Annotated in this window: 25 protein-coding genes and 1 pseudogene; 17 read left to right on the forward strand and 9 right to left on the reverse strand. The window is 69.5% G+C overall.

Annotated elements, in window-relative coordinates:
• Nucleotides 1-28 precede the first annotated feature (28 nt).
• From ACWD26_RS01490 to ACWD26_RS01520, 7 genes are read left to right on the forward strand one after another with little or no spacing between them, the layout of a single operon-like run.
• The gene (locus ACWD26_RS01490) at nt 29-325 is read left to right on the forward strand and encodes a hypothetical protein (protein WP_319336358.1); all 297 of its coding nucleotides are present in this window, start codon (nt 29-31) and stop codon (nt 323-325) included.
• Between the two features lie 10 nt (nt 326-335).
• Complete coding sequence (locus ACWD26_RS01495; RefSeq protein ID WP_451264993.1) at nt 336-1,847, forward strand: class I adenylate-forming enzyme family protein; 1,512 nt, start codon at nt 336-338, stop codon at nt 1,845-1,847.
• Between the two features lie 56 nt (nt 1,848-1,903).
• Nucleotides 1,904-2,851: an SMP-30/gluconolactonase/LRE family protein gene (locus ACWD26_RS01500; RefSeq protein ID WP_451264995.1), complete on the forward strand. Its 948-nt coding sequence runs from the start codon at nt 1,904-1,906 to the stop codon at nt 2,849-2,851.
• A 30-nt stretch (nt 2,852-2,881) separates the two neighbouring features.
• Nucleotides 2,882-3,787 (forward strand): SDR family NAD(P)-dependent oxidoreductase, encoded by a 906-nt coding sequence (locus tag ACWD26_RS01505; protein WP_451264997.1) that lies wholly within the window; start codon nt 2,882-2,884, stop codon nt 3,785-3,787.
• 37 nt (nt 3,788-3,824) lie between these two features.
• On the forward strand, nt 3,825-5,063 hold the full coding sequence (locus ACWD26_RS01510; protein WP_451264999.1) for a cytochrome P450: 1,239 nt from the start codon (nt 3,825-3,827) through the stop codon (nt 5,061-5,063).
• Between the two features lie 19 nt (nt 5,064-5,082).
• Nucleotides 5,083-5,403 (forward strand): 2Fe-2S iron-sulfur cluster-binding protein, encoded by a 321-nt coding sequence (locus ACWD26_RS01515; protein WP_451265001.1) that lies wholly within the window; start codon nt 5,083-5,085, stop codon nt 5,401-5,403.
• The gene (locus ACWD26_RS01520) at nt 5,400-6,671 is read left to right on the forward strand and encodes an NAD(P)/FAD-dependent oxidoreductase (protein ID WP_451265003.1); all 1,272 of its coding nucleotides are present in this window, start codon (nt 5,400-5,402) and stop codon (nt 6,669-6,671) included. Before ACWD26_RS01515 ends, ACWD26_RS01520 begins: the two co-directional genes overlap by 4 nt.
• Here the strand turns inward: ACWD26_RS01520 and ACWD26_RS01525 are convergent.
• Complete coding sequence (locus ACWD26_RS01525; protein WP_451265005.1) at nt 6,658-7,659, reverse strand: MarR family winged helix-turn-helix transcriptional regulator; 1,002 nt, start codon at nt 7,657-7,659, stop codon at nt 6,658-6,660. The two genes, ACWD26_RS01520 and ACWD26_RS01525, sit on opposite strands and share 14 nt — an antisense overlap.
• 106 nt (nt 7,660-7,765) lie before the next feature.
• Between ACWD26_RS01525 and ACWD26_RS01530 the strand changes: the two genes are divergently transcribed.
• A complete protein-coding gene (locus tag ACWD26_RS01530; RefSeq protein WP_451265007.1) occupies nt 7,766-9,436 on the forward strand; it encodes an FAD-binding protein in 1,671 nt (556 codons plus the stop codon).
• A gap of 220 nt (nt 9,437-9,656) precedes the next feature.
• Complete coding sequence (locus ACWD26_RS01535; RefSeq protein ID WP_451265009.1) at nt 9,657-10,460, forward strand: IclR family transcriptional regulator; 804 nt, start codon at nt 9,657-9,659, stop codon at nt 10,458-10,460.
• 77 nt (nt 10,461-10,537) lie between these two features.
• On the opposite strand, the gene ACWD26_RS01540 is transcribed toward ACWD26_RS01535, so the two are convergent.
• Nucleotides 10,538-11,101, reverse strand: coding sequence for a flavin reductase family protein (locus ACWD26_RS01540; protein WP_451265011.1), 564 nt, complete (start codon nt 11,099-11,101; stop codon nt 10,538-10,540).
• 99 nt (nt 11,102-11,200) lie between these two features.
• On the opposite strand from ACWD26_RS01540, the gene ACWD26_RS01545 reads away from it, so the two are divergent.
• From ACWD26_RS01545 to ACWD26_RS01575, 7 genes are all read left to right on the forward strand, one after another.
• On the forward strand, nt 11,201-12,076 hold the full coding sequence (locus tag ACWD26_RS01545) for an alpha/beta fold hydrolase (RefSeq protein ID WP_451265013.1): 876 nt from the start codon (nt 11,201-11,203) through the stop codon (nt 12,074-12,076).
• Nucleotides 12,069-13,106: a 2Fe-2S iron-sulfur cluster-binding protein gene (locus tag ACWD26_RS01550; RefSeq protein ID WP_451265015.1), complete on the forward strand. Its 1,038-nt coding sequence runs from the start codon at nt 12,069-12,071 to the stop codon at nt 13,104-13,106. Before ACWD26_RS01545 ends, ACWD26_RS01550 begins: the two co-directional genes overlap by 8 nt.
• 81 nt (nt 13,107-13,187) lie before the next feature.
• Entirely contained in the window at nt 13,188-13,973 is a 786-nt protein-coding gene (locus ACWD26_RS01555; RefSeq protein WP_451265269.1) for a 2-keto-4-pentenoate hydratase, read from the forward strand.
• A gap of 58 nt (nt 13,974-14,031) precedes the next feature.
• Nucleotides 14,032-14,640: a TetR/AcrR family transcriptional regulator gene (locus ACWD26_RS01560; protein WP_451265017.1), complete on the forward strand. Its 609-nt coding sequence runs from the start codon at nt 14,032-14,034 to the stop codon at nt 14,638-14,640.
• A gap of 363 nt (nt 14,641-15,003) precedes the next feature.
• Nucleotides 15,004-16,185 carry an acyl-CoA dehydrogenase family protein gene (locus ACWD26_RS01565; RefSeq protein ID WP_451265019.1) on the forward strand — a complete coding sequence of 394 codons (1,182 nt, stop codon included), beginning with the start codon at nt 15,004-15,006 and terminating at the stop codon, nt 16,183-16,185.
• A gap of 41 nt (nt 16,186-16,226) precedes the next feature.
• Nucleotides 16,227-17,135 carry a VOC family protein gene (locus ACWD26_RS01570; protein WP_451265021.1) on the forward strand — a complete coding sequence of 303 codons (909 nt, stop codon included), beginning with the start codon at nt 16,227-16,229 and terminating at the stop codon, nt 17,133-17,135.
• The gene (locus ACWD26_RS01575; RefSeq protein ID WP_451265023.1) at nt 17,132-18,271 is read left to right on the forward strand and encodes a Rieske 2Fe-2S domain-containing protein; all 1,140 of its coding nucleotides are present in this window, start codon (nt 17,132-17,134) and stop codon (nt 18,269-18,271) included. Before ACWD26_RS01570 ends, ACWD26_RS01575 begins: the two co-directional genes overlap by 4 nt.
• Here ACWD26_RS01575 and ACWD26_RS01580 read toward each other — a convergent pair.
• Genes ACWD26_RS01580 through ACWD26_RS01610 form a run of 7 tightly spaced genes read right to left on the reverse strand, consistent with a single transcriptional unit; the run spans nt 18,261 to nt 23,618 of the window.
• Nucleotides 18,261-19,475, reverse strand: coding sequence for a CoA transferase (locus ACWD26_RS01580; RefSeq protein WP_451265025.1), 1,215 nt, complete (start codon nt 19,473-19,475; stop codon nt 18,261-18,263). The genes ACWD26_RS01575 and ACWD26_RS01580 overlap by 11 nt on opposite strands.
• Nucleotides 19,472-20,275, reverse strand: a complete 804-nt coding sequence (locus ACWD26_RS01585) for a crotonase/enoyl-CoA hydratase family protein (RefSeq protein WP_451265027.1) — start codon at nt 20,273-20,275, stop codon at nt 19,472-19,474. Before ACWD26_RS01585 ends, ACWD26_RS01580 begins: the two co-directional genes overlap by 4 nt.
• On the reverse strand, nt 20,265-20,963 hold the full coding sequence (locus tag ACWD26_RS01590) for a nitroreductase (protein WP_451265029.1): 699 nt from the start codon (nt 20,961-20,963) through the stop codon (nt 20,265-20,267). The genes ACWD26_RS01585 and ACWD26_RS01590 overlap by 11 nt, the downstream gene beginning before the upstream one ends.
• Nucleotides 20,960-21,496: a nuclear transport factor 2 family protein gene (locus tag ACWD26_RS01595; RefSeq protein ID WP_451265031.1), complete on the reverse strand. Its 537-nt coding sequence runs from the start codon at nt 21,494-21,496 to the stop codon at nt 20,960-20,962. The genes ACWD26_RS01590 and ACWD26_RS01595 overlap by 4 nt, the downstream gene beginning before the upstream one ends.
• Nucleotides 21,497-21,510: 14 nt before the next feature.
• Nucleotides 21,511-22,389, reverse strand: coding sequence for a TIGR03619 family F420-dependent LLM class oxidoreductase (locus tag ACWD26_RS01600; RefSeq protein ID WP_451265033.1), 879 nt, complete (start codon nt 22,387-22,389; stop codon nt 21,511-21,513).
• On the reverse strand, nt 22,386-23,222 hold the full coding sequence (locus ACWD26_RS01605) for an SDR family NAD(P)-dependent oxidoreductase (RefSeq protein WP_451265035.1): 837 nt from the start codon (nt 23,220-23,222) through the stop codon (nt 22,386-22,388). Before ACWD26_RS01605 ends, ACWD26_RS01600 begins: the two co-directional genes overlap by 4 nt.
• A 39-nt stretch (nt 23,223-23,261) precedes the next feature.
• Nucleotides 23,262-23,618: an alkyl sulfatase C-terminal domain-containing protein gene (locus tag ACWD26_RS01610; protein ID WP_451265037.1), complete on the reverse strand. Its 357-nt coding sequence runs from the start codon at nt 23,616-23,618 to the stop codon at nt 23,262-23,264.
• Between ACWD26_RS01610 and ACWD26_RS01615 the strand changes: the two are divergent.
• A pseudogene (locus ACWD26_RS01615) lies at nt 23,568-24,094 on the forward strand (PadR family transcriptional regulator). The gene ACWD26_RS01610 and the pseudogene ACWD26_RS01615 sit on opposite strands and share 51 nt — an antisense overlap.
• The last annotated feature ends 40 nt before the right edge of the window (nt 24,095-24,134 follow it).

The raw sequence follows: 24,134 nt of genomic DNA on the forward strand, positions 1-24,134 counted from the left end.
CCGTCACGGACAAGGAGCAAGCGCGCCCATGGACATCACTCCCGGTTTGAAGCTGAAATCCGCGGCCAGCACCGCCGAGTTCATCGTGATCCGCGCCCCCGGCCGCGACGTCCAGCTGACCTGCGCCGGCGCCGCGCTCGGCCCCCACGTTCCGGACAGCACGGACGCCCCATCGGGGGCCGACGAGCTGCTGATCGGCAAGCGGTACCGGGACGAGGAGAGCACCGTGGAGTTGTTGTGCACGCGAAGCGGTCCCGGTCCTCTGCTGCTCGACGGACGTCCCCTCGCAGCCGCGGCCGCCAAGGCCCTGCCCTCATCGGACTGAGGCCGCTGCGATGAATATCGTCACCCTCCTCGACATCGTCGCCGGTGTCGCACCCGACCGCGTCGCCCTGGGCGACGCGCGCACGGGCCTGACCCTCGGCGAACTGCACGGGTTGGCAGCGAAGGCGGCGACCGTCCTGGCGGAACCGCCGGGCCGGCCGCTGCTGTTCGCCGGTGCGGCGACGCAGGCGTTTCCGATCGCGCTGTTCGGCGCGGCCGCCGCCGGCAGGCCGTTCGCCCCGGTGAGCTACCGGCTCGCACGTGGTCCTTTCACTTCTGTGGTGACCGACCAATTGCCCACCACACTGATCGCCGGCGAGCGCACGGCCCGCGTAGTGCCTGGACAGGACGGTCTGCGCGTCAGCACCCCCGAGGCGTTCGTGACGTCCGTACGTGCCGCGGAAGCCACCGGCGAAACACCGCATCAGGACCCCGACCGGCCGGCGGTCCTGCTGCACACCAGCGGCACCACCGGCAAACCCAAGGTCGCCGTGCTGCGGCACCGGCACCTGACGTCGTACGTCCTGAACGCGACGGAACTGCTCGCCGCCGACGAGGATGAGGCCGCATTGGTCAGTGTGCCGCCGTACCACATCGCCGGCGTGGCCGGGCTGCTCACCGGCATCTACGGCGGGCGGCGCATCGTGCAGCTGCCCGACTTCGAGGCGCATGCCTGGGTGCGGACCGCGGCCGAGCAGCGCATCACACACGCCATGGTCGTGCCGACCATGCTCGCCCGCATCGTCGAGGTGCTGACGCGGACAGGCACGGCGCTGCCGGATCTGCGTCATCTCGCGTACGGCGGTGGACGCATGCCACGGCCGGTGATCGAAAAGGCCCTGGAACTGCTTCCGCATGTGGACTTCGTCAATGCCTACGGCCTGACCGAGACTGCCTCATCGATCGCGGTGCTCGGTCCGGAGGACCACCGGAAGGCCCTGGTGGCCGGTGATCCCGAACAGCGTGCCCGCCTGGAGTCGGTGGGCAGGCCGCTGCCGAGCGTCGAGATCGTCGTACGGGACGCGTACGGCCGGAACGTGGACGCAGGTGAGCGCGGCGAGTTGTGGGTGCGCGGACCGCAGGTCTCCGGTGAGTACACCTCGGCTTCGCGAGCCGACGACGCGGGGTGGTTCCGCACCCGGGACGCCGGCCGTATCGACCGCGACGGATACGTCTTCGTCGAAGGCCGCCTCGACGACGTGATCGTGCGCGGGGGAGAGAACCTTTCGCCCGGCGAGATCGAGAACGTCCTGCTCGACCACCCGAAGGTCGCCGACGCTGCTGTCTTCGGGGCCCCGGACGAGGAGTGGGGCGAGATCGTCGTCGCCGCCGTCGTCCTGAGCCCGGGCGCGACGGCACAGGAGAAGGAGCTCAAGGACTGGGTCGCGACGCACCTGCGCTCCAGCCGCGTACCCGCCCAAGTGCGCTTCCTGCCCGAGCTGCCGCGCAACGACCTCGGCAAGGTCCTGCGCCGGGTCCTGCGCCGGCAGACCGCACGCGAAGACGCACCCGCGACGGGCTGAACGAAGGGCTCAGGGCACCACGCCCAGCACGCCAACCGCCACTCGAATGAGGACCCATGGAACTCGCAAACCTCGTCGCCCAAGCACAGCCCGTGACCGCCCGCTGCATCGCGACCGGCTACTCATGGCCGGAGATTCCCCGCTGGCACCAGGGGACCTTCTACTTCAGCGACATGTACAACCACCGCATCCTTCGGCTCGCGGACGACGGCACGCACGAGGTGTACATCGACGCCTCCACGCGCAAGCCCATCGCGCCCGAGCCCGGCAGCCAGGAACCGGGCGACACCGAGGTTGTGCTGGGAGGGCTCGGCTGGCTGCCCGACGGCCGCGCACTCGTCGTCTCCATGCACGAGCGGCTCGTCCTCGTATGGGACGGCGCCGGGCTCGAGATGTACGCCGACCTGCGGCCGCTCGCGATCTCGTCGTGCAACGACATGGTGGTGGACGCCGACGGCCGGGCCTACGTCACACAGCTGGGATACGACCTGTTCAAGGGTGAGGAGCCGCGCGACTCCTTCCTGATCGTCGTGGAGCCGGACGGCACGGCGCGCAACGTCGAGGAGATCGGCGGTCTGTCCTGTGGAAACGGCGTCACCCTCACCGGTGACGGCACACAGCTGATCGTCGCCGAGGTCGGCGCGAACAAGATCACCGCCGTGGACCGGGCGGGCGACGGAACGCTGACGAACCGTCGCACCTTCGCCGAGACCCCCTGGCTGCCGGACGGCATCTGCCTGGACGACCAGGGCGGTGTCTGGGTCGGTATGCCCGGCTGCGGCTACGTCGGCCGGTTCACCGAGGACGGACGGATGACCCACGCGGTGTCGATCCCCGTGGCGGAAGGCATGGGCGTCGCCTGTGTCCTGGGCGGCCCCGACCGCTCGACCCTCTACATCTGCGCCGGCCTCGAAGTCTTCGACTGGGCCAAGTCGCGCGAGGAAGGTCTCGGCACGCTCTGGACGGCCGAGACCGAATTCACCGGTGGCACGAACCGACCCTGAACCCCCTCACCACCACAGAAGAAGGTGCTCATGCAAGAGCTCGCATTCAACGGCCGCACGGTCGTGGTCACCGGCGCCGGACGCGGTATCGGCCGCGCCTACGCGCTGCTCCTCGCGTCGCGCGGAGCGCAGGTGGCCGTCGTCGACCTCGGGGCGAAGACCGACGGCTCCGGGCTCGAGAGCGGCGATCCCGCCGCCGAGGTGGTGAAGGAGATCGTGGACGCGGGCGGCACCGCGATCGCCCTGCGCGCCGACGTCGCCACCGAAGACGGCGCGCGGTCCATCGTCGAGGAGACCGTCGACGCCTTCGGCGGGCTCGACGCCCTGATCAACAACGCCGGCATCGTACGCACCGCACCGTTCGCCGAGGTGTCCCGCGAGGAGTACCAACGCCACCTCGACGTCCATTACTTCGGCTCGCTGTGGATGTGCAAGGCCGCCTGGCCCCACCTCGGGCGCTCGGCGGCCGGCCGCATCGTCAACACCGTCTCCGGGGCGATGCTGGGCAATCCCCTCATGACCCACTACGGAAGCTCCAAGGGAGCCGTGTTCGGCCTGACCCGCAATCTCGCCCTCGACGGTCTCGAATCCGGGATCAGGGTCAACGCGATCGCCCCGGGCGCCGGCACCCGTATGGCGCAGGCCTCGGCCGACTCGCTGTCGCCGGAGATCATGGAGTTCATGCGCACGGCGCTGCTGCCCGAACTCGTCGCTCCAGTAGGTGCCTTCCTCGCCCACCCGTCGTGCACGGTCACCGGCGAGGTGTTCAACGCCGCCGGCGGCATGGTCAACCGGATGGCCGTGGTGAACACCGCCGGGCTGCACGACCCGGAGCTGACGATCGAGAAGGTCGCGGCGGGCTGGGACCAGGTCATGGCCGTCGACGAACGTGCCCAGCCGCAGGTGGTCGCCCTTCCCGAGATCCCGGCGTCGTGACCCGCAGCGTCATGACCGACACAACTGGAGCAGGCCGATGACTGAGAGCGCCTCCCGCAGCTTCCCGCCCGGCACCGAGTACCCGTTCGGACCGATGACGGCGCACGAAGCCACCGAGCAATACCACCGCATCGCGGCCGACCGTCCCATCACCCGTATGACCATGCCGTACGGCGGGGACGCCTGGGTGATCCACCGCAATGCCGCGGCGCGGCAGATGCTGTCCGACCGGCGGTTCGTCCGCGAGCCGTTCCGCACCGGCGAGCGTGTGGTGCCGTTCGTCGTGGAGTTCCCCGAATTCCTGCGCTCCACCCTCCAGTTCGAGGACCCGCCGCAGCACACGCGGCTTCGCCGGCTTGTGCAGACCGCGATCTCGCCCAAACGTGTCAAGCTGATGCGCGACTCGGCCACGGCGTACGCCAACCTGCTGATCGACCGGATGCTCGCGGCCGGCGACAGCGCCAACCTGGTGACGGCGTACAACGTGCCGCTGCCCATCCACATGCTGGCGAACCTGTTGGGCGTTCCGCCGGAGGACCACGAGAAGTTCGAGCGCTGGTCACACGCCACCCTCGCGGTGGCGAACATGGACGAAGAGCAGCGCACCCAGAACATGACCGAGCTGTATCTGTACTTGATGGACATCGTGGCCAAGCGTCGCGAGGATCCACGCGAGGACCTGCTCAGCAGCCTGGCCAACGCCCGCGACAAGGACGACACGCTCACCGACGCGGAGATCATGCCGATCGCGATGATCCTCATTGTCGGGGGCTTCGACAACACGGCGAACTTCCTGGGCACCGGAGTGATGGCCCTGCTCAACAACCCCGCCCAGCGCGAACTCTTCCTCACGGACCCGGACGGTCTCGCACCCACCGCCGTGGAAGAGATCCTGCGGCACGGTGCCTTCGCGACCGGACAGCCGGTGGGAGGCGGTGGTGGCCTGGTGCCCTTCGTCGCCACCGAGGATGTCGAGCTGGACGGCCAGCTCGTTTCCAAGGGGGACGCCGTGCTCGTCGATCCGGGCGCCGCCGCCCACGACGGCATCGCGCTGCCCGACGACCACGCGTTCGACATCACCCGCAAGGACAACCCGCACCTGACCCTCAACTATGGGATTCACCACTGCCTGGGCGCTCCGCTCGCCCGGATGGAGGTGCAGGTCGGCCTGAGCGAGCTGTTCAAGCGCCTGCCGGACCTGAAGCTGGCCGGTGACGTGGTCGTCGACAGGGACAACCTCACCCAGCCCATCACACAGATGCCGGTCACCTGGTGACCGGCGGTCAGGTGACGTGATGCCCAAGGTGTTCTACACCCAGCCCGACGGATCCGAGGTCGTCGTCGACGGACAGCCCGGAGACTCGGTGATGCGGACAGCGGTGCGCAACGGAGTCAGGGGGATCGTCGGTCAGTGTGGCGGGGCACTGTCCTGCGCCACCTGCCACGTCTTCGTCGCCGAGGACGAGTACGACCGTTACGCTCCGGTCTCGTCGGACGAGGACGAGATGCTCGACTGCGCCGCGACCGACCGGGAGCCCACATCCCGGCTCTCGTGCCAACTGCGGCTCACAGCAGGTACCGACGTGCATGTCACGGTGCCCCCGGAGCAGCTGTGAGCGGGCATGTTCTCGTCGTCGGTGCGGGACAGGCGGGCGTGCAGCTGGCCTGCTCCCTCCGCGATCGGGGATATCCCGGCCGGATCACATTGGTGGGGGACGAGCCGCACCCGCCCTACCAGCGGCCGCCGCTGTCGAAGGCGTATCTGAAGGGCGCTGTCACCAGGGACGCTCTCGCGTTGCGCGCTGCCGGGTACTACGCCGCCCGACACGTCGAACTCGTGCTCGGGGACGGGGTGGTGGCGGTGAGGCGCCACACCGACGGCTCGGGTGAGGCGGTCTGTGCTTCCGGACGCACCATCGCGTTCTCCACGCTCGTCCTGGCGACGGGTGCCCGGCCTCGCGCACTGGACATCGAGGGCGCCGACGCGGCCGGAGTGCACACCCTGCGTGACATCGACGACGCCGAAGCGCTCAGCGTCGCACTGGAGTCGGCGAGTGAGGTCGTCGTCATCGGTGGCGGGTTCGTCGGCCTGGAGGTGGCGGCCACCGCGCGGGCGGGCGGAAAACGGGTCACCGTCCTGGAGGCTGCTTCGCAGCTGCTCGGCAGGGCGGTGGGCCCGGAAACCGCCCGGCACGTGGCCGAACTCCACCGCTCGGCGGGCATTGACGTGCGGCTCGGTGAGGCTCCGGCGCGGATCGTCACTGACGGAGCACGCGTGAGCGCTGTCGAACTCGCCGACGGCGCCCGGGTGAGGGCGCAGCTGGTTGTCGTCGGTATCGGTGCGGTGCCGCACACGCGGCTGGCCGAGAGTCTGGGACTGGTGTGCGACCAGGGCATCGTGGTCGACGCGTTCTCGCGTGCCTCGGACGGTACGGCGCTCGCCGTCGGCGACTGTGCGCGCGTTCCGGACCCAACGCCGGCAGCACGCGCCGGGACCCGAGTGCGGATGGAGAGCGTCGACCACGCGGTGCAGCAGGCCGACGCCGCCACCGCCACGATCCTCGGCGAGCGTCGTCCGTACACGTGCGTGCCGTGGTTCTGGTCGGATCAGGGCGACCTGCGCATCCGGATCGCCGGACTGCGCGCGAGCGACGACACCCCTGTCACCCGCCACCTCGGCGATCGCGCCCGATGCCTCGTCGGCTACTACCGGGACGGGCGGCTCGCGGCAGTCGAGGCGGTCAACGCGACGGCCGACTTCATGGCCGTGAAGAGGGCGCTGGCCGCCGGCGTGGAGATCACGGCGTCAGATCTCATGGACCCGGGCGTATCGCTCAAGACCCTCCTCAAGGCGGTGTCCGCGGATGCGGTCAGCTCCGGCTGAACAGGTCTCCTCCAAAGGCGCCGGTCGCTCTCCGCGGGTCGAGCAGCGTGGTGACGTACGACTCGACCAAGGGCGTCCAGCGCTGCCGGTCCTCGGGACTGAGGTCATCGATCAGCTTCTGGAAGACCGTCAGCTGCACTTCGAGCACGCGCGTGAGCAGCGCCGCCCCCTTGCGCGAGATGCGGACCAGTGTGCTGCGGCGGTCGAATCCGTCCACCGCGCGGTCCACCAGCCGGAGTTGGGTGAGCTGGCGCAGGCGCTTGCTCGCCTGCGACGGGTCGATCGCGAGCCGGGCCGCGACCTCTGCGACGGGGAGCGGGCCGCTGCGCTGGATCACCTGGAGGGTGAACAGCCCGGTCTGCCGTACGGGTGCGTCGATGAGTTCCAGCAGATCGTTGAAGCCGCCGGACTGGCCGACCCAGGTGACGATTCCGACGACCGGGCGGATGAAGGCGCGGGTTCCGGCGTCGTAGTCGTCACCCGCGAGCTCCGTCCAACGGTCGGCGGCCGCGGACCGGGGCTTGTCGGGCAATGCCGTCACCAGCCGGTCGTACACCAGCGTGAACCATTCGGCGAGCGCCGCGATGTCGTCAGCGGACCACTGGGGTTCCGTCACCAGGTAGTCGCGGCTCCAAGCGAGCAGCCACTGGTCGAGCATCGCCGCGGCCGGCTTCGACAGTTCCAACAGGGTCCGGCGGCGATCCGCGGCATCCGTGCTGCGTACGAGGTGTCCGGCAGCCTCGAGTTGGGCCGCCTGTCGGCTCGTCTGGCCGAGATCGATGCCGAGCTCGCGTGCCACCGTGCTGGTCGGCACCGCGCCGCGGTTGCCGAGGAGTTCGATGAACCGCAGCTCGGAGGGCGACAGTTCGGTTCCGGTCACCGCTCGCAGCCTGCGGCTGTGTGCCCGCGTACCGGACATGAAGGCGACCGTGTTGATGAGCCTGAGCGTCGCCCTCTCGAGCGCGAGCTCCTCGGGCACCTGGTCCACGCGGACTCCCCTTCCCCCACGACTCCCTGAACGTCAGCCCGTATGTCGAGATACGGGACATCTATCAAGCATTGCACATCCACGCGGTGGCAGAGAGGCGGCAGCGGTGCCCAGCACTGACGGGACCACATGGGACCACGAGGTCGACGTACTGATCGGCGGCAGCGGGGCCGGCGGAATGGTCGGCGCGATCGCGGCCCACACCTTCGGGCTCACGTCGCTCGTGGTCGAGAAGGCGGCCGGGATCGGCGGTTCGACCGCGATGTCCGGCGGAGGGATCTGGATCCCCAACAACCCCACCCTGCGCAAGGCGGGGCAGTCGGACGATCCCGAGGATGTGCGGCGTTATCTGCGGGCCGTCGTCGGCGACCGCGTCGCGGCCGACCGGATCGACGCCTACGTCGATCGCGGCCCCGAGGTGCTCGAGATGCTGCACCGCGTCAGCCGGCACATGGAGTTCTCCTGGTGCCCCGGCTACTCCGACTACCACCCCGAGCTGCCCGGCGGCAGGGCGGCGGGCCGGACCATCGAGCCGCGCCCGATCGATGTGCGCCAACTGGGCGACGAGGAGCGTAAATTGCTCGCTCTGGACGTCCCCATGCCGCTCGGTCTGTGGTTCACGGGCTACGAAGCGCGCAACCTCATGATGATCCGCCGCGAGTGGAAGGCCCGGCGGATGCTCGTCCTTGCGGCCTGGCGGGTCGTCTCCAACTTCTTCCGCCGCCGCCACATGAAGGCCCTCGGAGCCGGCCTCGTCGCCCGCTTGCGACTGACCATGCGCGATCTCGACCTCCCGCTGTGGACCAAGGCGCCCATCACCGAACTGATCACGCAGGACGGGCGGGTCCTCGGCGCGGTCGTCGAGAGTGACGGCAAGCCGCTGCGGATACGGGCCCGGATCGGCGTGCTCCTGGCGACCGGAGGTTTCGAGCACGACCCGGCGCTGCGCAAGCAGCACCTGCCAGAACTGGGACGGCCCGACCACAGCGCCGGCGCGCCCAGCAATACGGGGGACGGTCACCGGCTCGCCGAGCGACTCGGCGCAGCCTTCGACCTGATGGACGACGCGTGGTGGATGCCGTCGATCGCGCTGCCCCGCGGCGGCGTCTTTCCTCTGGTGTCCGAGCGCTGCATCCCCGGCATGGTGATCGTCAACAGCGCCGGGGAGCGGTTCGTCAACGAGGCCTGCCCGTACGTGAACTTCGTGCACGCCCAGTTCGAGGGCGGTCATGTCCCGGTGTACGAGATCTTCGACGCGAAGGCGCGCAGCCGCTACCAGTTCGCGGGCGTCCTCCCGGGCAAGGACTTCCCCGGCTCGTTCCACCGCAGCGGCCTGGTGACGAAGGCGGACACCCTGCGCGCACTCGCCGAGAAGATCGGGGTGCCGCCGGACGCCCTGGAAGCGACGGTGGCGCGCTTCAACGGGTTCGCGGTCAGGGGCAGGGACGAGGACTTCGGGCGCGGCGACAGCCCGTACGACAACTACTACGGCGACCACTCACTGCCGAACCCCAACCTCGACACGATCGACGGGGGCCCCTACTACGCGATCCGGATCGAGGCGGGGGATCTGGGCACCAAGGGGGGTGTGCTGACGGATGCCCAGGGCCGCGTGCTGCGCCCGGACGGCAGCGTGATCCCTGGTCTGTACGCCACGGGCAATGCGTCGGCCGCGGTGATGGGCAACGAGTACGCCGGTGCGGGCGCCACGATCGGACCTGCCATGGTGTTCAGCTACCTGGCGATGGAGCACGCGGCAGAGGGTGCCGCCGACTGAGTGCTCTCCAGAGTGCTTCTGAGGTGCATGACTTGCTTGCCTGCATACAGTCATCTCGACCACGTGGTCTTCGAGTTGAGGTCGTTTGGGCCGGTTTCTCCGTGCTGTAGGGGAGGAAAGCGGGCGAGAAATTACTTGATAAAAGGCATGCACATCCCTTGGCAGTAACCGTCGCGTCACTAGAATTGAAATCAATTCCAGTGGCCGAAGGGTGCTGACAATGACGCTGGCGCTGTCGTCACGACCGGAGGTCGCGGTGCGACCGCCCTCGATGGTCGAGCGAATGACGTTGATCATGGACTGCTTCGACGGACCGAACACCAGGCTGCTGTTGGAGGAGGTCTCCCGCCAGACCGGACTTCCCAGGTCGACGGCGCACCGCATCCTCGACCAGCTCGTGCGGCTGCAGTGGGTCGAGCACACCCGCTCCGGCTATCACCTCGGCCGGCGGGTGCGGACCTGGGGGGCGCGCGAGAGCGGGCACTCGGACCTCCGCGCGGCCGCGGCGCCGTGGCTGCACGAACTCTCCGTCATGACCGACCTCGTCGTCCATCTGGGCATCCTCGACGAGACGTACGTGGAGTACCTGGACAAGGTCGGCGGGCGCCGGGCAGCCGCGGTCGCGTCCCGCGTCGGAGGCAGGGCACCCGCGCACTGCACGGCGCTCGGCAAGGCGATGCTCGCCTGGTTGCCGCCGGAAGAGATCGACGAGTTGTACGCGGGCGGGGTGCCGGCCGCCACTGGTGCGAGCATCGACGGTCTTCCCGCACTCCACCGTGAACTGGGCCGTATCCGGCGTGAGCGTGGGCTCGCTGTCGAACGGGGTGAGTGCGTGGAAGGGATCGCGTGCGTCGGCGCGGCGATCCGTGGACCCGAGGGGCCGGTCGGCGCCATTTCCCTGGTTGCCGGGCATGCGTCTCCACTGGAGCGCATCGCGCCGCTGGTGTTCGACATGGCGCAGCGGATCACTGTGGACCTGTTCGGCGAGAGCGCAGTGCGCGCGGCACGCGTTCGTACGGCCTGAGCGAGGCCTGTGCCCGCACAACGCCCGGTTTCAGTATGGCCCCCGGCCGCCGGTCCCCCTGCCGGCGACCGGGGAGTTCAGATCCAGCCGTCCTGCCAGCTCGACACGGCGTCCGCGTCGAACTCGTCTGCGTCGATGCCGAAGTGCCCGCGGAAGAACACCATGGGCCGCCCGTCGCGCGGGCGTTCCAGGGCCAGCGCCCGTCCCACGACCACGTCGTGATCGCCGGCCTCGTACACGTGGTGGATGTCCGCATGGATCCGTGCCAGGACCCCGGGCAACGCTGGGGTACCCCACGCGGATGGCTCCCACTCGAGGCCGCGGAACTTCTCTCCGCGGCTCGAGCCGAACCTCCGGCACAGCTCTCCCTGATCCTCGGCAAGCACATTGACGCAGAAGCGGCCGGCTGCCCGGATGCACTGCCAGCTCTTGCCGCGCCGGTCGGCGCAGAACAGCACCAGGGGCGGATCCAGCGACACGGAAGCGAAGGACTGGCAGGCGAACCCCACGGGCCCGCCGCCTTGGAGGGCGGTCACCACCGTGACGCCGCTCGCGAACTCCGCCATGGTGCGACGGAATGCGACCGAATCCGTCGGATCTGTCGCGTCGCCGGTCACAGCAACGGTCACCTTGCTCAACATGTCTGGAGCGTAGAAGCGACCTTCGCCGGCTCGTCGCTGACTCCCGGTGTCCGGGAACAGCCCGGCTCCGTGCGGTCATCGTGCCTACTGTCTCGATCCATGGCGGAGCTGACGTATCACCACACCCTGCGCGAACTCCCGACCGCCGACGGCGTGCTGCGGTACCACGAGGCGGGCGAGGGCCCACCACTGCTCCTGCTGCACGGGTCCGGCCCAGGTGTCACCGGCTGGCGCAACTTCCGGCACAACCTGCCGACGCTCGCGCGGCAATTCCGGTGCCTCGTCCTGGAGTTCCCCGGCTTCGGTGTCAGCGATCCGACCGACAGGCACCCCATGCTGGCCGCGCCACGGGCCGTGCGAGCGCTGCTCGACGGGCTCGGACTGCAGCAGGCCGATGTGGTCGGCAACTCCATGGGCGGCGTAGTCGCACTTCAGCTCGCGATCCGCAAACCGGAGCTCTTCCGGCGGATCGTGACCGTCGGCGGTGTGGGCGCGAACCTGTTCAGCCCCTTCCCGGCCGAAGGGCTCAACCTGCTGACGGACTTCACCGAACAGCCGTCCCGAGAAGCGCTCGTGCGCTGGCTGCGCTCCATGGTCCACGACACTTCCCTGATCACCGAGGAGCTCGTCGAGGAACGCTGGCAACAGGCGACCGACACGGCCACCCTGGCCGCGACGCGCCGGATGTACGGGCGCGACGCCATGCGTGCGCAGATGCAAGCGGCACGGGCGTCCGACCAGCCGCCGTACTGGGCGATGCTGCACAAGGTGCGGTCCAGGACCTTGCTGACCTGGGGGCGGGACGATCGGGTCAGCCCGCTGGACATGGCACTGCTTCCGCTGCGCACGATCCCCGGGGCAGAGCTGCACGTCCTGCCGGACTGCGGGCACTGGGCGATGATCGAGCAGAAGCAGGCGTGGGAGAGTGCCGTCCTCGCCTTCCTCACGCGGCCCGACGAGCACCGCGATGGCTGAGCAGGTCCGCCTGCGCGTGCTGCGTACCATCCAGGAGACCGCCGACGCCAGCTCGTTCGTGCTCGAGCCGGTGGACACCGAACTCACCTACCGCCCCGGCCAGTTCCTGACGGTGCGCGTCCCCTCCGAACGCACCGGAAGCGTGGCACGCAGCTACTCGCTCAGCAGCTCGCCCGTGCGGCCCGACCCGTTGACGATCACCGTGAAGCGCACCGCGGGAGGTTACGCCTCCAACTGGTTGTGCGACCACGTGGCCAAGGGCGATGTCCTGGAAGTCCTGCGGCCCGGCGGCGTCTTCACCCCGGGCTCCCTCGACGATGACCTGCTCCTGGTGGCCGCGGGCAGCGGCATCACACCCGTGATGTCGATCCTCAAGTCCTGTCTGTGGGGCGGGCGGGCCCGGGTCACGCTGATCTACGCCAACCGCGACGAGAATGCGGTGATCTATGCCGGTGAACTCCAGGCTCTGCAAAGGGAGTACGCCGAGCGGCTGACCGTCCTGCACTGGCTGGAATCGGTCCAGGGCGTACCGTCGGCGGCCGCCTTGGGCGCGATCGCGTCCCCGTACGCCACTCGCGAGGCTTATGTCTGTGGGCCGGGCCCCTTCATGGACCTGGTCGTCGATGCGCTCACCGAGCTGGGCGCCGCGGCCTCCCGTATCCATGTGGAGCGGTTCGTGTCGCTGACCAGCGACCCCTTCACCCCGTCCGTCGCGGTCGACGACGCCCCCGACGCCGCGGCGGACGACCGGCCGGCCGGCACGGTGGAGATCACCCTTGACGGTCAGACCCGCCGACTTGCCTGGCCCCGCTCGCGCCCACTCCTCGACGTGCTGCTCGACGCGGGCCTGGCCGCGCCGTACTCCTGCCGGGAAGGCAGCTGCGGTGCCTGCGCCTGCGTGGTGCTGGCGGGCGAGGTCAAGATGCGCAGGAACGACGTGCTCGAAGCGCAGGACATCGCCGACGGGATCGTCCTCGGCTGTCAGGCGCTCCCCATGAGTGAGCACGTGCGGGTCAGCTACGACGAGTGAGGTTCCCGGTGATCGGGAGCCCGTCCGAAGGGCCGAGCCGGTGACTGAAGGATGGGCCGCGAGCCGGCGACAGGAGCGATGATGCTGACCGACGAACAGCGGCAGGCGGCGGCCGACCGCCTGTGGGCCGCCCAGATCGAGCGGGTGCCGATCGACCCGCTCACCGAGTCCTGCCAGGGCATCGGTGTCGTCGATGCCTACGAGATCCAACTGCTGAACATCCGCCGTCAGACAGCCGCCGGCGCGGTCGTGTGCGGGCACAAGGTCGGACTGTCGTCCCCGGTGATGCAGCAGATGATGGGCGTCGACGAACCGGACTACGGTCATCTCCTCGACACCATGCGGTACTTCGACGGCGCGCCCGTCGACGCGGCACAGTTCTGCTACCCGCGGATCGAGGTCGAGGTCGCGTATGTCCTCGGGGCGCCACTGCCCGGCGAGGGCTGCACCCGTGCGGACGTCCTCGCGGCGACCGACCACGTGGTGCCGAGCCTTGAGCTGATCGACAGCCGGATCAAGGACTGGCGGATCTCATTGGCCGACACTATCGCCGACAACGCCTCCTCAGCCGGAATGATCCTCGGCACGGACAGGGTGGCACCGAAGGCGCTCGACCTCGCCGACATCGGGGCCGTGCTGTACCGCAACGGTGAGCAGGTGGCGGCGGGGAACACCAGCGCCGTGCTCGGCGATCCGACCGGTGCGGTGGCCTGGCTCGCACGCAAGGTCGCCCAGTTCGGGGTCCGGCTCGAGGCGGGATACGTGATCCTGCCCGGCTCCTGCACGCGAGCCCTCGACGCCCGCCCCGGCGATGTCTTCCACGCCGAGTTCACGGGCCTGGGCGCGGTCGGTGTCTCGTTCTGCTGATGTGCGGCCGCGCCGGCGGAGCGCCGACAGACGCGTCGGCGAAGAGGAAGAGCTGAACGTGGCGAAAGCTCCCGCCCGCCGATCGCCGGCCGCGCCGACCGCGCAGAGCCAGGTGGTCCGCAGGGCCCGCATCCTGACTGCCGCCGCCGAGTTGGGCGCCGTCCACGGATACGACGGGGTCCAGATGCAGGCGGTGGCCAAAGAAGCCGGCGTGGCCCTCGGGACCCTCTACAGGTACTTCCCCTCCAAGACGCAGCTCTTCATGGCGGTGATGTCGGAGGAGGTGTTCGGCGGGAGGGGACGCACCGGGAACCGGGGTGACGCCGAGCTTGCCGGCGACGTCGTGGACCTCTTGGTCGGCTGGACACGGCGTTTCACCCGGCGCCCCGAACTCGCCCTGGTGATGGTGCGGTCGGTGCTCGCGACGTACTCCAGCGAGTCGGCCCAGGCCCACGACATCGACGTCCTGATGGCGCCGCAGATCCTCGGCCGGCTCGGCATCGAGCAGCCCACGGAGGAGGACCTCAACAAGGTCCGCCTGCTCACGTTCGCCTGGTGGGGGATCGTCATGTCCCGGCTGAGCGACCACATGACACAGGCCCAGGCCGAGGACCACATCCGGCTCGGGACCGCCCTCGTCTTCGCACCCACGAGTGGCACAACCTGAGGAGGAAGCAGTGTTCGAGGATGAACGCGGTACGCCGCACCAGCCTGTGAGCTGTGACCGGTGCGCCGTGGAGGTGCTCGTCAGGAAGAACAGCCTCGCTCACACGATGGTGCAGTGGACCAGCGCCACGGATACCTGCACGCAGTTGGTCCCGGGCGATGCCACCTGCCCCTTTCTACGCGACAGCATCAAAAGCGCCGTACGCAGGGGGCGTCTGCTGGTGGGAAACGACCCCGCAGCGATCCCGATCAGCGGGAACCTCCCGGCCTCCGATCCGGGGCCTCAATAGCGTCGAAGAATCCGCAGCGAGCCGGCGCCGCCCTCTGGCGCCGGACCTGCTCCACCACCGTCCGGAGGCCGTAGATGCACGACGTTGTCCGACGAGCCCAGACGATCGCCCCGCAGCTCGCCGCGCTCGCGGAGGAGACCGAGAAGTCCGGCAAGCTCTCGGACCGCAGCGTCAAGCTGGTCCGCGAGGCCGGTGTCATCCGCCTCCTGCAGCCCACCGAGTACGGCGGATTCGCCGCGCACCCCGCGGACTTCGCACAGGCCGTGATGGAGGTCGCCAAGGGCTGCGGCTCCACGGGCTGGGTGTGCGGTGTCGGTGGCGTGCACCCCTGGGAGCTGGCGCTCCTCGACCGCCGCGTCCAGGACGAGGTCTGGGGAGAGGAGCCCGACACCTGGATCGCCTCGCCGTACATGCCGAGCGGCATCGCCACCCCCACCGACGGCGGCTACGTCCTCAGGGGCCGCTGGCAGTTCTCCTCGGGCACGGACCACTGCGACTGGATCTTCCTCGGCGCGCTGGTGGGCGACGACCGCGGGAAGCCCGTCCAACCGGTGCGTGCGCTGCACGTGGTGCTCCCGCGCTCGGACTACACGATCGTGGACGACTCCTGGGACGTCATCGGCCTGTCCGGTACCGGCAGCAAGGACATCGTCGTCGAGGGGGCGTACATCCCGGACTACCGGACCATCGACGCCGCCCTCGTCACCGAGGGCGGCGGTGCCGCGGAGCTGGCCGGGCGGACCGAGACGGTCTACCGCCTGCCCTTCTGGACGCTCTTCCCTCTCGGTATCACCTCGGCGGTCATCGGCATCGCGGAGGGCGCCGTCGCCGCGCATCTCGACTACCAGCGCGACCGGGTCACGTCCGCGGGCGCCAAGGTCCGGGAGGACGCGACCACGCTGTACGCCATCGCCGAGGCGGCCGCCGAGATCTCTGCCTCACGAGCCCAACTCCTCGACGGCATCAGCCGGATCTACGATCTTGCCGACGCGGGCAAGGAGATCACGTTCGCCGATCGCGCCACCACCCGCCGCAACCAGATCCGCGCTGCCTGGCGGGCGGTCGCCGCCGTGGACGAGATCTTCGCGCGGTCCGGCGGCAATGTCGTGCGCCGCAACAACACGCTGCAGCGGTTCTGGCGCGATGCCCACGTCGGGCTGCAGCACGCGATCCATGTGCCCGGCAACGCATACCAGGCAGCCGCGCTCACCCACCTGGGACTCGAACCCGCGGGCGCCCTGCGGGCCATGATCTGACCGCTCCACGCGAACGTACGACGGCAGGAGACGACGAACCCATGTCAGACATCCGCGGACTCAACTACGTACGCGTCAGCGCGAGCGACGTCGCCCCATGGCGGGACTTCGCGTACAACGCGATCGGTTTCGCCGAGGGCATCGGACCCGAGGACCAAGCCCTCCATCTGCGCATGGACGAACGGCACGCCCGGCTCGTCCTCGTGCCCGGCGATGAGGACCGGGTCGAGGCCGTCGGATGGGAGGCCGCCGATCATCTGGCGCTCGCCCGGATCGAGAAGGCCGTCGAGGCCGCCGGGATCGCCGTGAAGCCGATGACAGCGGAGACCCTCCGGATCCGCCGGGTCGAAGCCGGTATCGCGTTCGAGGCGCCTGGTGGCACACCGGTCGAGGTCTTCCACAGCGCCCGCCTCGACCACAGCCCGCTGGCCACGCCGTACGGCAACCGCTTCGTCACCGGCCCCCTCGGCCTCGGTCACGTCGTCGTGCCCGTCGACGAACCCGACAAGGCCTTCGCCTTCTACGCCGAGGTCCTCGGCTTCAAGCCCCGCGGAGCCTTCGCCTTTCCGGGACCGGCGGGCCAGCCCCCGGCACGGATCAGGTTCATGGGCGTCAACGCGCGCCACCACAGCCTCGCGATCATGCCGTCGCCGCGGCTCCAGGCCCCCGCACTGGTCCACATCATGGTCGAGTGCGAAACGCTCGACGAGGTCGGGCGTGCGCTCGACCGCGTCACCGGCGCCGGGTACCACCTCTCGTCCACGCTCGGCCGGCACACCAACGACAAGATGGTCTCCTTCTACGTCCGCACGCCCGGGGGCTGGGACCTCGAAGTCGGCTGCGCGGGGCTGCTCGTCGACGACGCCACGTACACGGCCGAAGAGATCACGGCCGACAGCTACTGGGGCCACCAGTGGGACTTCACCGGACGCCAAGGGAGCCCGTCATGACCTCAGCCCCAGCAGAGCCCATCCGCACCATCGAGGCCGAGGAGACCCCCACGCGCTACGCCCGCGGCTGGCACTGCCTGGGACTCGCCGACATCTTCCGCGACGGCAAGCCGCACGCGATCGAGGCATTCGGCACCAAACTCGTGGTGTTCGCCGACTCGCACGGCGCGCTGCACGTACTTGACGCGTACTGCCGTCACATGGGCGGCGACCTCAGCCGCGGTGAGATCAAGGGCGATCAGGTCGCCTGCCCGTTCCACGACTGGCGTTGGGGCGGCGACGGCCGCTGCAAGCAGATCCCCTACGCCAAACGCGTGCCGCTGCGCGCCCGCACCCGGACCTGGCACACCCTGGAGAAGAACCAACAGCTGTTCGTCTGGCACGACCACGAGGGCAACGCCCCCGATCCCGCCGTAGAGATCCCGGCCATTGCGGGCGCCGGCGACCCGCAGTGGACGTCCTGGACTTGGAACCAGGTCCGGATCGACGGCTCCAACTGCCGGGAGATCGTGGACAACGTCGTCGACATGGCGCACTTCTTCTATGTGCACTTCGCCTTCCCGACGTACTTCAAGAACGTCTTCGAAGGGCACATCGCAGGCCAGTACATGACGAGCAGCAGCCGCCCCGACGTCCGCCTGGGCACCAACGACTCAGGGGAGTCCGAGGGCCGGTCGGAGGCGGCGTACTACGGCCCCTCGTACATGATCGACTACCTGTGGCAGACCACCAAGGGCAAGACGATGGAGATCGTCCTGATCAACTGCCACTACCCCGTGACGCCGACATCCTTCGTGCTCCAGTGGGGCGTGATCGTCAAGAAACCCGAAGGCATGTCCGACGAGGTGGCGGACACGATCGCCGCCAGCTACACCAAGGGCGTCGAGGCAGGCTTCCTGCAGGACATCGAGATCTGGAAGAACAAGACCCGGATCGACAACCCGCTGCTGTGCGAGGAAGACGGTCCCGTCTACCAACTTCGCCGGTGGTACGAGCAGTTCTACGTCGACGCGGACCGGGTGGAGCCCGAGATGACACGGCGCTTCGAGTTCGAGATCGACACCGGGCGCGCCAACGAGTTCTGGCGCAAAGAGGTGGAGGAGAATTTCCGTAAAGCGAAGTCGGTCAGGTCGTAGTCCACAGCACGTCGTGGTTGTGCCGCCCGGCGGCCGGAGCCCTGCCGGACGGCTGCCGCATCGAGGGGCGCGCGACGGCGAAGGCACCGCTGGCGCAGTCGACCCACCACGTACCGCGCCGCCGCACCACCTCGTGCGGTGCGGTGGCGCCCTGGGCGGCGGCTGCGGCGACGGCGTGCATCGAGACGTCCATGAGGACGGTCTCGCGAGCATCGAGGGCTTCAACGGCGCAGGCCGCGGCCGTCACTCCCGTCAGCGGATCGGCGAGTGCGTCTCCGCAGGGAAAGCGCTCGGGGGTGACCAGTCCGGCACCGGCCGCCACGTCGTCACCGAAACCGATCAGATCCTCGTCGCGACCGTACGCGGTGATCGACAGCCAGTTGGTGCCGGCCGCCACGATGTCCTCGGCACTGATTCCCCGTCGGCGCAACGCCCGAGCCCGCGAGCCCTCGATGACCAGGTCGGCCGATGCGAGGAGCACGCGCAGCCGCCGAAGATCTGACGGTGCGTCGAAGGCTACGGTGACCGAGCGATGTCCGGCGTGGAGCAGGTCGTAGAACACGGCGGGTCCACCGCGGGCTCCGTCCAAGCGGTGGCTCCCTTCGACCTTCACCACCTCGGCGCCGCACAAGGACAGCAGATGCGCGCACAGCGGCCCGGCCCACAGTGAGCTGAGATCCACCACCAAGGGACGGTCGTTGAGGGCCCGCGTTCCCAGCGGTGAGACCAGCGCGGCCGGTCGGACGACTGGCGTGGGCCGCGCCGTCACCGGTGCGCAGGCCAGATCGAGCAGGCGCGCGCGTTCGACCGCGTCGGCAGTCGTGGTGCCGACGGCCCAGTGCTCGACCGTTGTCCACGGGTCGCCGGTGACCGGGCCGGCTACCAGAGCCGGCATCATGTCCATGTCCTCGGCGCGGGGGAGTGACAGACCGACGTGGCCGTCGCGGGTGGGCAATACGCGAAACGCCCCACCGCAGGACCACGGAGCGTTGCGGCTCATCCCGGTGGCCGCGGCCCGTTCCCCGAGGATCCGGATGTCGGGCAGTGGTGCCTGGGGGTGTACGGCCTGGATTCTGCGCAGTGCCTCGGCGACAGCGGTTGCCGGGCGCCCCGGCGACGCGGCCGGCGGACCGTCGCGCCTTCCGGTCAGCGCCATCGCTCCGGATGCGGCCCATAGCCGCAGTTCCGTCTGCGCTTCGCTCATCTGCCTTGCCATACCGGCGTCCCCTTCTCAGCGAAGGCGCGCGGGCCCTCCGCCGCGTCCTCCGAGCGCAGGACGAGCGACAGTTCGTGTGCGTTGCTGTGCCAGCCCGCATCCTCGGCGGGCACGCGGTCGCCTTCGATACCGGCCGCGATTCGCTTGGTGGCCTGCACGGCGAGGGGTGCGTTCGCCGCTATGCGGCCGGCGAGGTCGAGCGCTCCGGCGAGCACCTGAACCTGCGGGAGCACAGCGTTCACGAGACCCCAACGGGCAGCGTCCTGTGCGTCGATGGGGTCTCCGGTCAGCAGGATCTCCATGGCCAGGGCCGGTGGCAGGCGGCGTGGGAGACGCAGCGCGCCCCCTCCGCCGGCGACGAGGCCGCGCTTGACCTCAGGGAACGCGAAACGCGCGGTGTCGGCGGCGACCACCATGTCGCAGGCGAGCGCGATCTCCCAACCACCGCCGAACGCGATGCCGTTGACGGCCGCGATGACTGGCTTGCCGATCGGGTGGGTGGCGACGCCGGCGAATCCCCAGGCGTCGTAGCGGGGATGAGGGACAGTGCGGAACTCATGGCGGGCGATGGCCTTGAGATCTGCCCCGGCGCAGAACGCCCGGTCCCCCGCGCCGGTGATCACCACGACACGCACAGCCGGATCGGTCTGGGCCCGGTCCAGGGCGTCGCCGAGTCCGTCCCAGACCGCTTGGTTGACGGCGTTCAGGGCGTCGGGGCGGTTGATCGTGACGAGCAGGATGTGCTCGCTCAGCTCGGTCAGCACAGCCGGGGACATCTCAGAAGCCACGGAGATCGGCCACCTCCTCGAGGTCGGCCCGCTCCGTCCGGAAGGCGTTCGCACGATGGGCGGTGTCCGCGTAGCCGAACGAGATGCCGCACAACACGTGACGCGTCGCCGGGAGCCCGAAGTGCTCCCGTACCGCATCCGCATACCCGGCGATGGCGGCCTGGGCGATCGTCGCGATGCCGAGGCTCGTCGCCGCGAGCAAGAAGGTGGAGATGTAGCCTCCGCAGTCGACATAGCCGTACGGGCCGAGTTCGGCCTCACTGGTCACGATCGCGACGTGCGGCGCGCCGAAGAAGCGGAAGTTCTCCATGGCCTGCTGTCGGCGTCCTTCGGCGTCGCCGTGCGCGATTCCCACGCTGTCGTAGAGGGCGAAACCGGACGCCCGGCGGCGCTCACGGTAGACGCCTTCGTAGCTCCGCGGTGGCGGTACGTCGAAGACGCCGGGTGCCGTCTCGACGCGTTGTGCCAGGAAGGCGCGGAAAGCCTCCGTCTCGCGACCGGAGGTGATCAGCACCTGCCACGGCTGGGAGTTGCACCACGAGGGGGTGCGCTGTGCCATGGTCAGCAGGCTACGGACCGTGGTCTCGGGCACCGGCGTCGGCAGGAACGCACGGCAGCTCCGCCGGCCGGCCAGGAGCGAGCGCAGCGCGGTCTCCTCAGTGGTCATCGATACGCCGGTCGCCGTCATCGCGCGTCACCTTCCTTCCCAGGGTCCGCAGGGATCGTGCCGGACGCGGCCGCCGCCAGAGCGAGCAGTGCGCGGGGCTCATGGCCACCGTCCAGCACGCGGGTGGTACGGCGGACCACCCGCCAGCCCTGCGTCCCGCGGCGCAGCCGCCAATGGTTGGCGGAGGCACGGGCGATGACGAAGCGTGCGTCCTTGCACCGCACCAGCAGGGAGTGGCCTACCGCCACCGCCGTATCGCCGTCCACTGTGATCTGGTGCGGTCCGAGGAAGTGGGCGCTGCCGTCGGCAATGATGGCCTGGTGGTGGTCGCCGCGGACCATCGCGCCGATCGCCGTGTCTGCGGTCATACGCAGCCCGTCGACGTCGTACTCGCCGTGGGGCTCCCAGAGGGCGGCCACTTCGCTCGCGCTGCCGCTGTCGACGAGCGGACCGTACGAGGCGATGAGCCGGGCGATGGCCTGTTCGTCCTCGAGCGCGGCCAGCCGCTGCTCCAGTCGCGCCAGGCGGTCGCCGTCGGTGGGCGGATCAGTCATCCGGTCTGCTCCTGTCAGGTGTCACGCCCGGCGATACGGGCCAGTGTCTCCAGCTGAGCGCAGTAGTGGTCGGCCGTGTCGGCCGCGATGCGAACGTCGACCAGGGTCGCGCCCGCCTGCCGTGCCTGCCGGAGCCGGCATCCGGCCGTCTGCGGGTCACCGCGGGGGTCCAGCGGGTCGGCGATGGTGAGGACGACCTCGAAGCCGTGCGGCAGCTTCGCCGCGCCCAGCATCCCGGCCAGGTCGGTGAAGGAGCGTCCGAACGGCACCCAGCCGCTCCCGTACTCGATGGCTCTGCGCAGAGAGCGCGGGGTGGAGCCGCCGATCCACAGCGGCACTCGCTTCTGCAGCGCGTGCGGCCGGACCACCATGCCGGCGAAGTCATAGTGCGTGCCGTGGTACTCGGGCTCGGCGCAGGACAGTGAGGCGCCCAGCGCGGCCAACGCGTCGTCGGCCCGCGTGCCACGGTCCGCGAACTCCACTCCGAGCAGCTCGAATTCTTCCTCGAGGGTGCCGACCCCGAGGCCGAGAACGAGCCGCCCCCCGCTGACATGGTCCAACGTCCCGTAGCGCTTGGCGATCTCCAGCGGATGGTGATAGCCGAGGACGAGCACGTGCGTCGCCAGGCGGATCCGGTGCGTGCGTGCGGCGAGGTAACCGAAAGTGGACAGCGGGTCCCAGTACACGGTGCCGCGCCCGGCCGCCTGCCCGGAGGGGACGGCCACGTGCTCGCTACAGGTGAGGTGGTCGTAGCCCAGCTCGTCGGCGGCCTGCGCCACGGTGGCCAGCTCGGCGATGCCGGCCTCCGCCTCCCATGGCGAGTGTGCGCCCGGGACTCGAACTACCACCGGGCTGACCAGACCGACCCGTAGCCTCTGGCCGTCCGAGCTCACGAGCGGCTCATCGCGCGCATGCCGGCGCTGACTTCGGTGACCAGCCGAGCGCGGTCGGGACCGCTGTTGCGTTCGGCCTGTGCCGCATTCGCACCCGTGATCCACACCGGCCCGTGATGGAGATGGGTGAGGATCTCCCCGGCGACATCCGCGGAATCGGAGACCTCGATGCCGGGCAGGTCCATGCGCAGACCGAGCCGTTCCATCGCAGGGGTGCGGGTCAGACCCAGGACGGGATGCAGAACGTGCACCCCGTGCGGTCGCAGCTCCGCCCAGAGGCCCTCGGCGAAGATCCGGGTGAACGCCTTGGCGGCGGCGTAGACACCGATCCGCTCGTGGCCGACGTACCCGGAAAGGGAACCGACCAGCACGATGGCCCCCTTGCCCCGCTTCTTGAGGCGGCCGGCGAAGTGCTGGGTGAGTTCCAGCTGCCGGGTGATGTTGAGGTCGATGACCTTCTGGAACGAAGCCAGGGCGCCGTCCGCGAACTCGGCTCCGTAGGTATTGGCGCCCGCGTTGTAGATGAAGGTGCCGACGTCGAGGTCCGCGCAGAGTTCGCGGATGCGCTGAGCCACGGCCGGGTCGAGCAGGTCGCCCGCGAGAGTACGGACCTGCACCCCGTGGCGCTGTGTGGCCTGCCGGGCGGTGTCCAGCAGCGGCTTCGGATTCCGCGCGATCAGCACCATGTGGAGTCCGCGCTGTCCCAACTGGTCGGCGAGCTCGGCACCCACACCCTCCGACCCACCGGCAATGACAGCCCATGGGCCGTGCACTTCGGGATCGACCTCCAGGGGTTCCTTGCGCTCGTCGGTCATGGTGGCGGTCTCCCTCATGTCGTCTGTCCACACAGGCTGCAGGGGCACTGTGACCGTTCAGGCAGCGCGTTCCAACAGTCTTCCCGCCCAATGGGAATGGCCTTCCGGATCCTCGATCGCCTCACCGAGTCGGCGGTCGTGGTCCTTGGCCATGAGCGCGGTGGCAAGACTGTGCTCGGCGTGACCATCACGCACGAGCTCCTGTCGGAGGTTCGGAGCGACGATGTCGAAGGTGCCGTTGAAGGTGTCGAGGAGGCTGAGGAGGGTGTCGATGTCCGTTCGGTCGCCGTCCACCGTGGCGGTGTCCTCGGTGATGATGTCGTCGAGGGCGGATGCTCCGTAGGCGAGGTCGGCCAGTGCGGTGTGCGTGATCCGCAGCGTGGACTTGGACATCTCGCCGACGGGCCGCTGCACGGTTACGAGCTACGCCGCCGCGTCTCGCAGCTGTCCGGCCACACCCGGCCGGTCAGCGAGGGCAGCCTCTATCCCGCCATCAACCGCCTGGTGAAACGTGGATTGCTCGCCCGGCACACTGAACCCGGCGCTGCTGCCGCCCAGCGGTACTGACGCTGACCGAGGCCGGGCGCTCCGCCCTGCTGGAGCGTCTGCGCGAGCCGGCCCAGCAGGAGATCACCGATCACACCCGGTTCTTCACGATCCTGGCGTTCCTGTCCCTGCTGCCCGACATCGGAGAGCAGCACGCCGTGCTGCGGCGCCGGCTGGAGTTCCTGGAGACTCCTGCGAGCTTCTTCTACGAGGGTGATCGTCCGCTGTCCGCGGAAGAGACCGCCGATCCCTACCGCCGCGGCATGCTACTCATGGCCCGCAGCACCAGCCAGGCCGAACGCGCCTGGCTGCACCAGGCGCTCGACGGCGGCGAGGGCGTTTGAACGCCCCGCTGGATGGCGGAACCCTGCTGACGGCCGGACT

The sequence above is a fragment of the Streptomyces sp. NPDC002787 genome, from assembly GCF_053592095.1.

What these genes read in the sequence shown, in the direction of transcription:
- ACWD26_RS01490 (WP_319336358.1), top strand. Translation starts at nt 29, where the DNA reads ATGGACATCACTCCCGGTTTGAAGCTGAAATCCGCGGCCAGCACCGCC.
- ACWD26_RS01495 (WP_451264993.1), top strand. Translation starts at nt 336, where the DNA reads ATGAATATCGTCACCCTCCTCGACATCGTCGCCGGTGTCGCACCCGAC.
- ACWD26_RS01500 (WP_451264995.1), top strand. Translation starts at nt 1,904, where the DNA reads ATGGAACTCGCAAACCTCGTCGCCCAAGCACAGCCCGTGACCGCCCGC.
- ACWD26_RS01505 (WP_451264997.1), top strand. Translation starts at nt 2,882, where the DNA reads ATGCAAGAGCTCGCATTCAACGGCCGCACGGTCGTGGTCACCGGCGCC.
- ACWD26_RS01510 (WP_451264999.1), top strand. Translation starts at nt 3,825, where the DNA reads ATGACTGAGAGCGCCTCCCGCAGCTTCCCGCCCGGCACCGAGTACCCG.
- ACWD26_RS01515 (WP_451265001.1), top strand. Translation starts at nt 5,083, where the DNA reads ATGCCCAAGGTGTTCTACACCCAGCCCGACGGATCCGAGGTCGTCGTC.
- ACWD26_RS01535 (WP_451265009.1), top strand. Translation starts at nt 9,657, where the DNA reads ATGACGCTGGCGCTGTCGTCACGACCGGAGGTCGCGGTGCGACCGCCC.
- ACWD26_RS01540 (WP_451265011.1), bottom strand. Translation starts at nt 11,101, where the DNA reads ATGTTGAGCAAGGTGACCGTTGCTGTGACCGGCGACGCGACAGATCCG.
- ACWD26_RS01545 (WP_451265013.1), top strand. Translation starts at nt 11,201, where the DNA reads ATGGCGGAGCTGACGTATCACCACACCCTGCGCGAACTCCCGACCGCC.
- ACWD26_RS01550 (WP_451265015.1), top strand. Translation starts at nt 12,069, where the DNA reads ATGGCTGAGCAGGTCCGCCTGCGCGTGCTGCGTACCATCCAGGAGACC.
- ACWD26_RS01555 (WP_451265269.1), top strand. Translation starts at nt 13,188, where the DNA reads ATGCTGACCGACGAACAGCGGCAGGCGGCGGCCGACCGCCTGTGGGCC.
- ACWD26_RS01565 (WP_451265019.1), top strand. Translation starts at nt 15,004, where the DNA reads ATGCACGACGTTGTCCGACGAGCCCAGACGATCGCCCCGCAGCTCGCC.
- ACWD26_RS01570 (WP_451265021.1), top strand. Translation starts at nt 16,227, where the DNA reads ATGTCAGACATCCGCGGACTCAACTACGTACGCGTCAGCGCGAGCGAC.
- ACWD26_RS01575 (WP_451265023.1), top strand. Translation starts at nt 17,132, where the DNA reads ATGACCTCAGCCCCAGCAGAGCCCATCCGCACCATCGAGGCCGAGGAG.
- ACWD26_RS01580 (WP_451265025.1), bottom strand. Translation starts at nt 19,475, where the DNA reads ATGAGCGAAGCGCAGACGGAACTGCGGCTATGGGCCGCATCCGGAGCG.
- ACWD26_RS01590 (WP_451265029.1), bottom strand. Translation starts at nt 20,963, where the DNA reads ATGACGGCGACCGGCGTATCGATGACCACTGAGGAGACCGCGCTGCGC.
- ACWD26_RS01595 (WP_451265031.1), bottom strand. Translation starts at nt 21,496, where the DNA reads ATGACTGATCCGCCCACCGACGGCGACCGCCTGGCGCGACTGGAGCAG.
- ACWD26_RS01605 (WP_451265035.1), bottom strand. Translation starts at nt 23,222, where the DNA reads ATGAGGGAGACCGCCACCATGACCGACGAGCGCAAGGAACCCCTGGAG.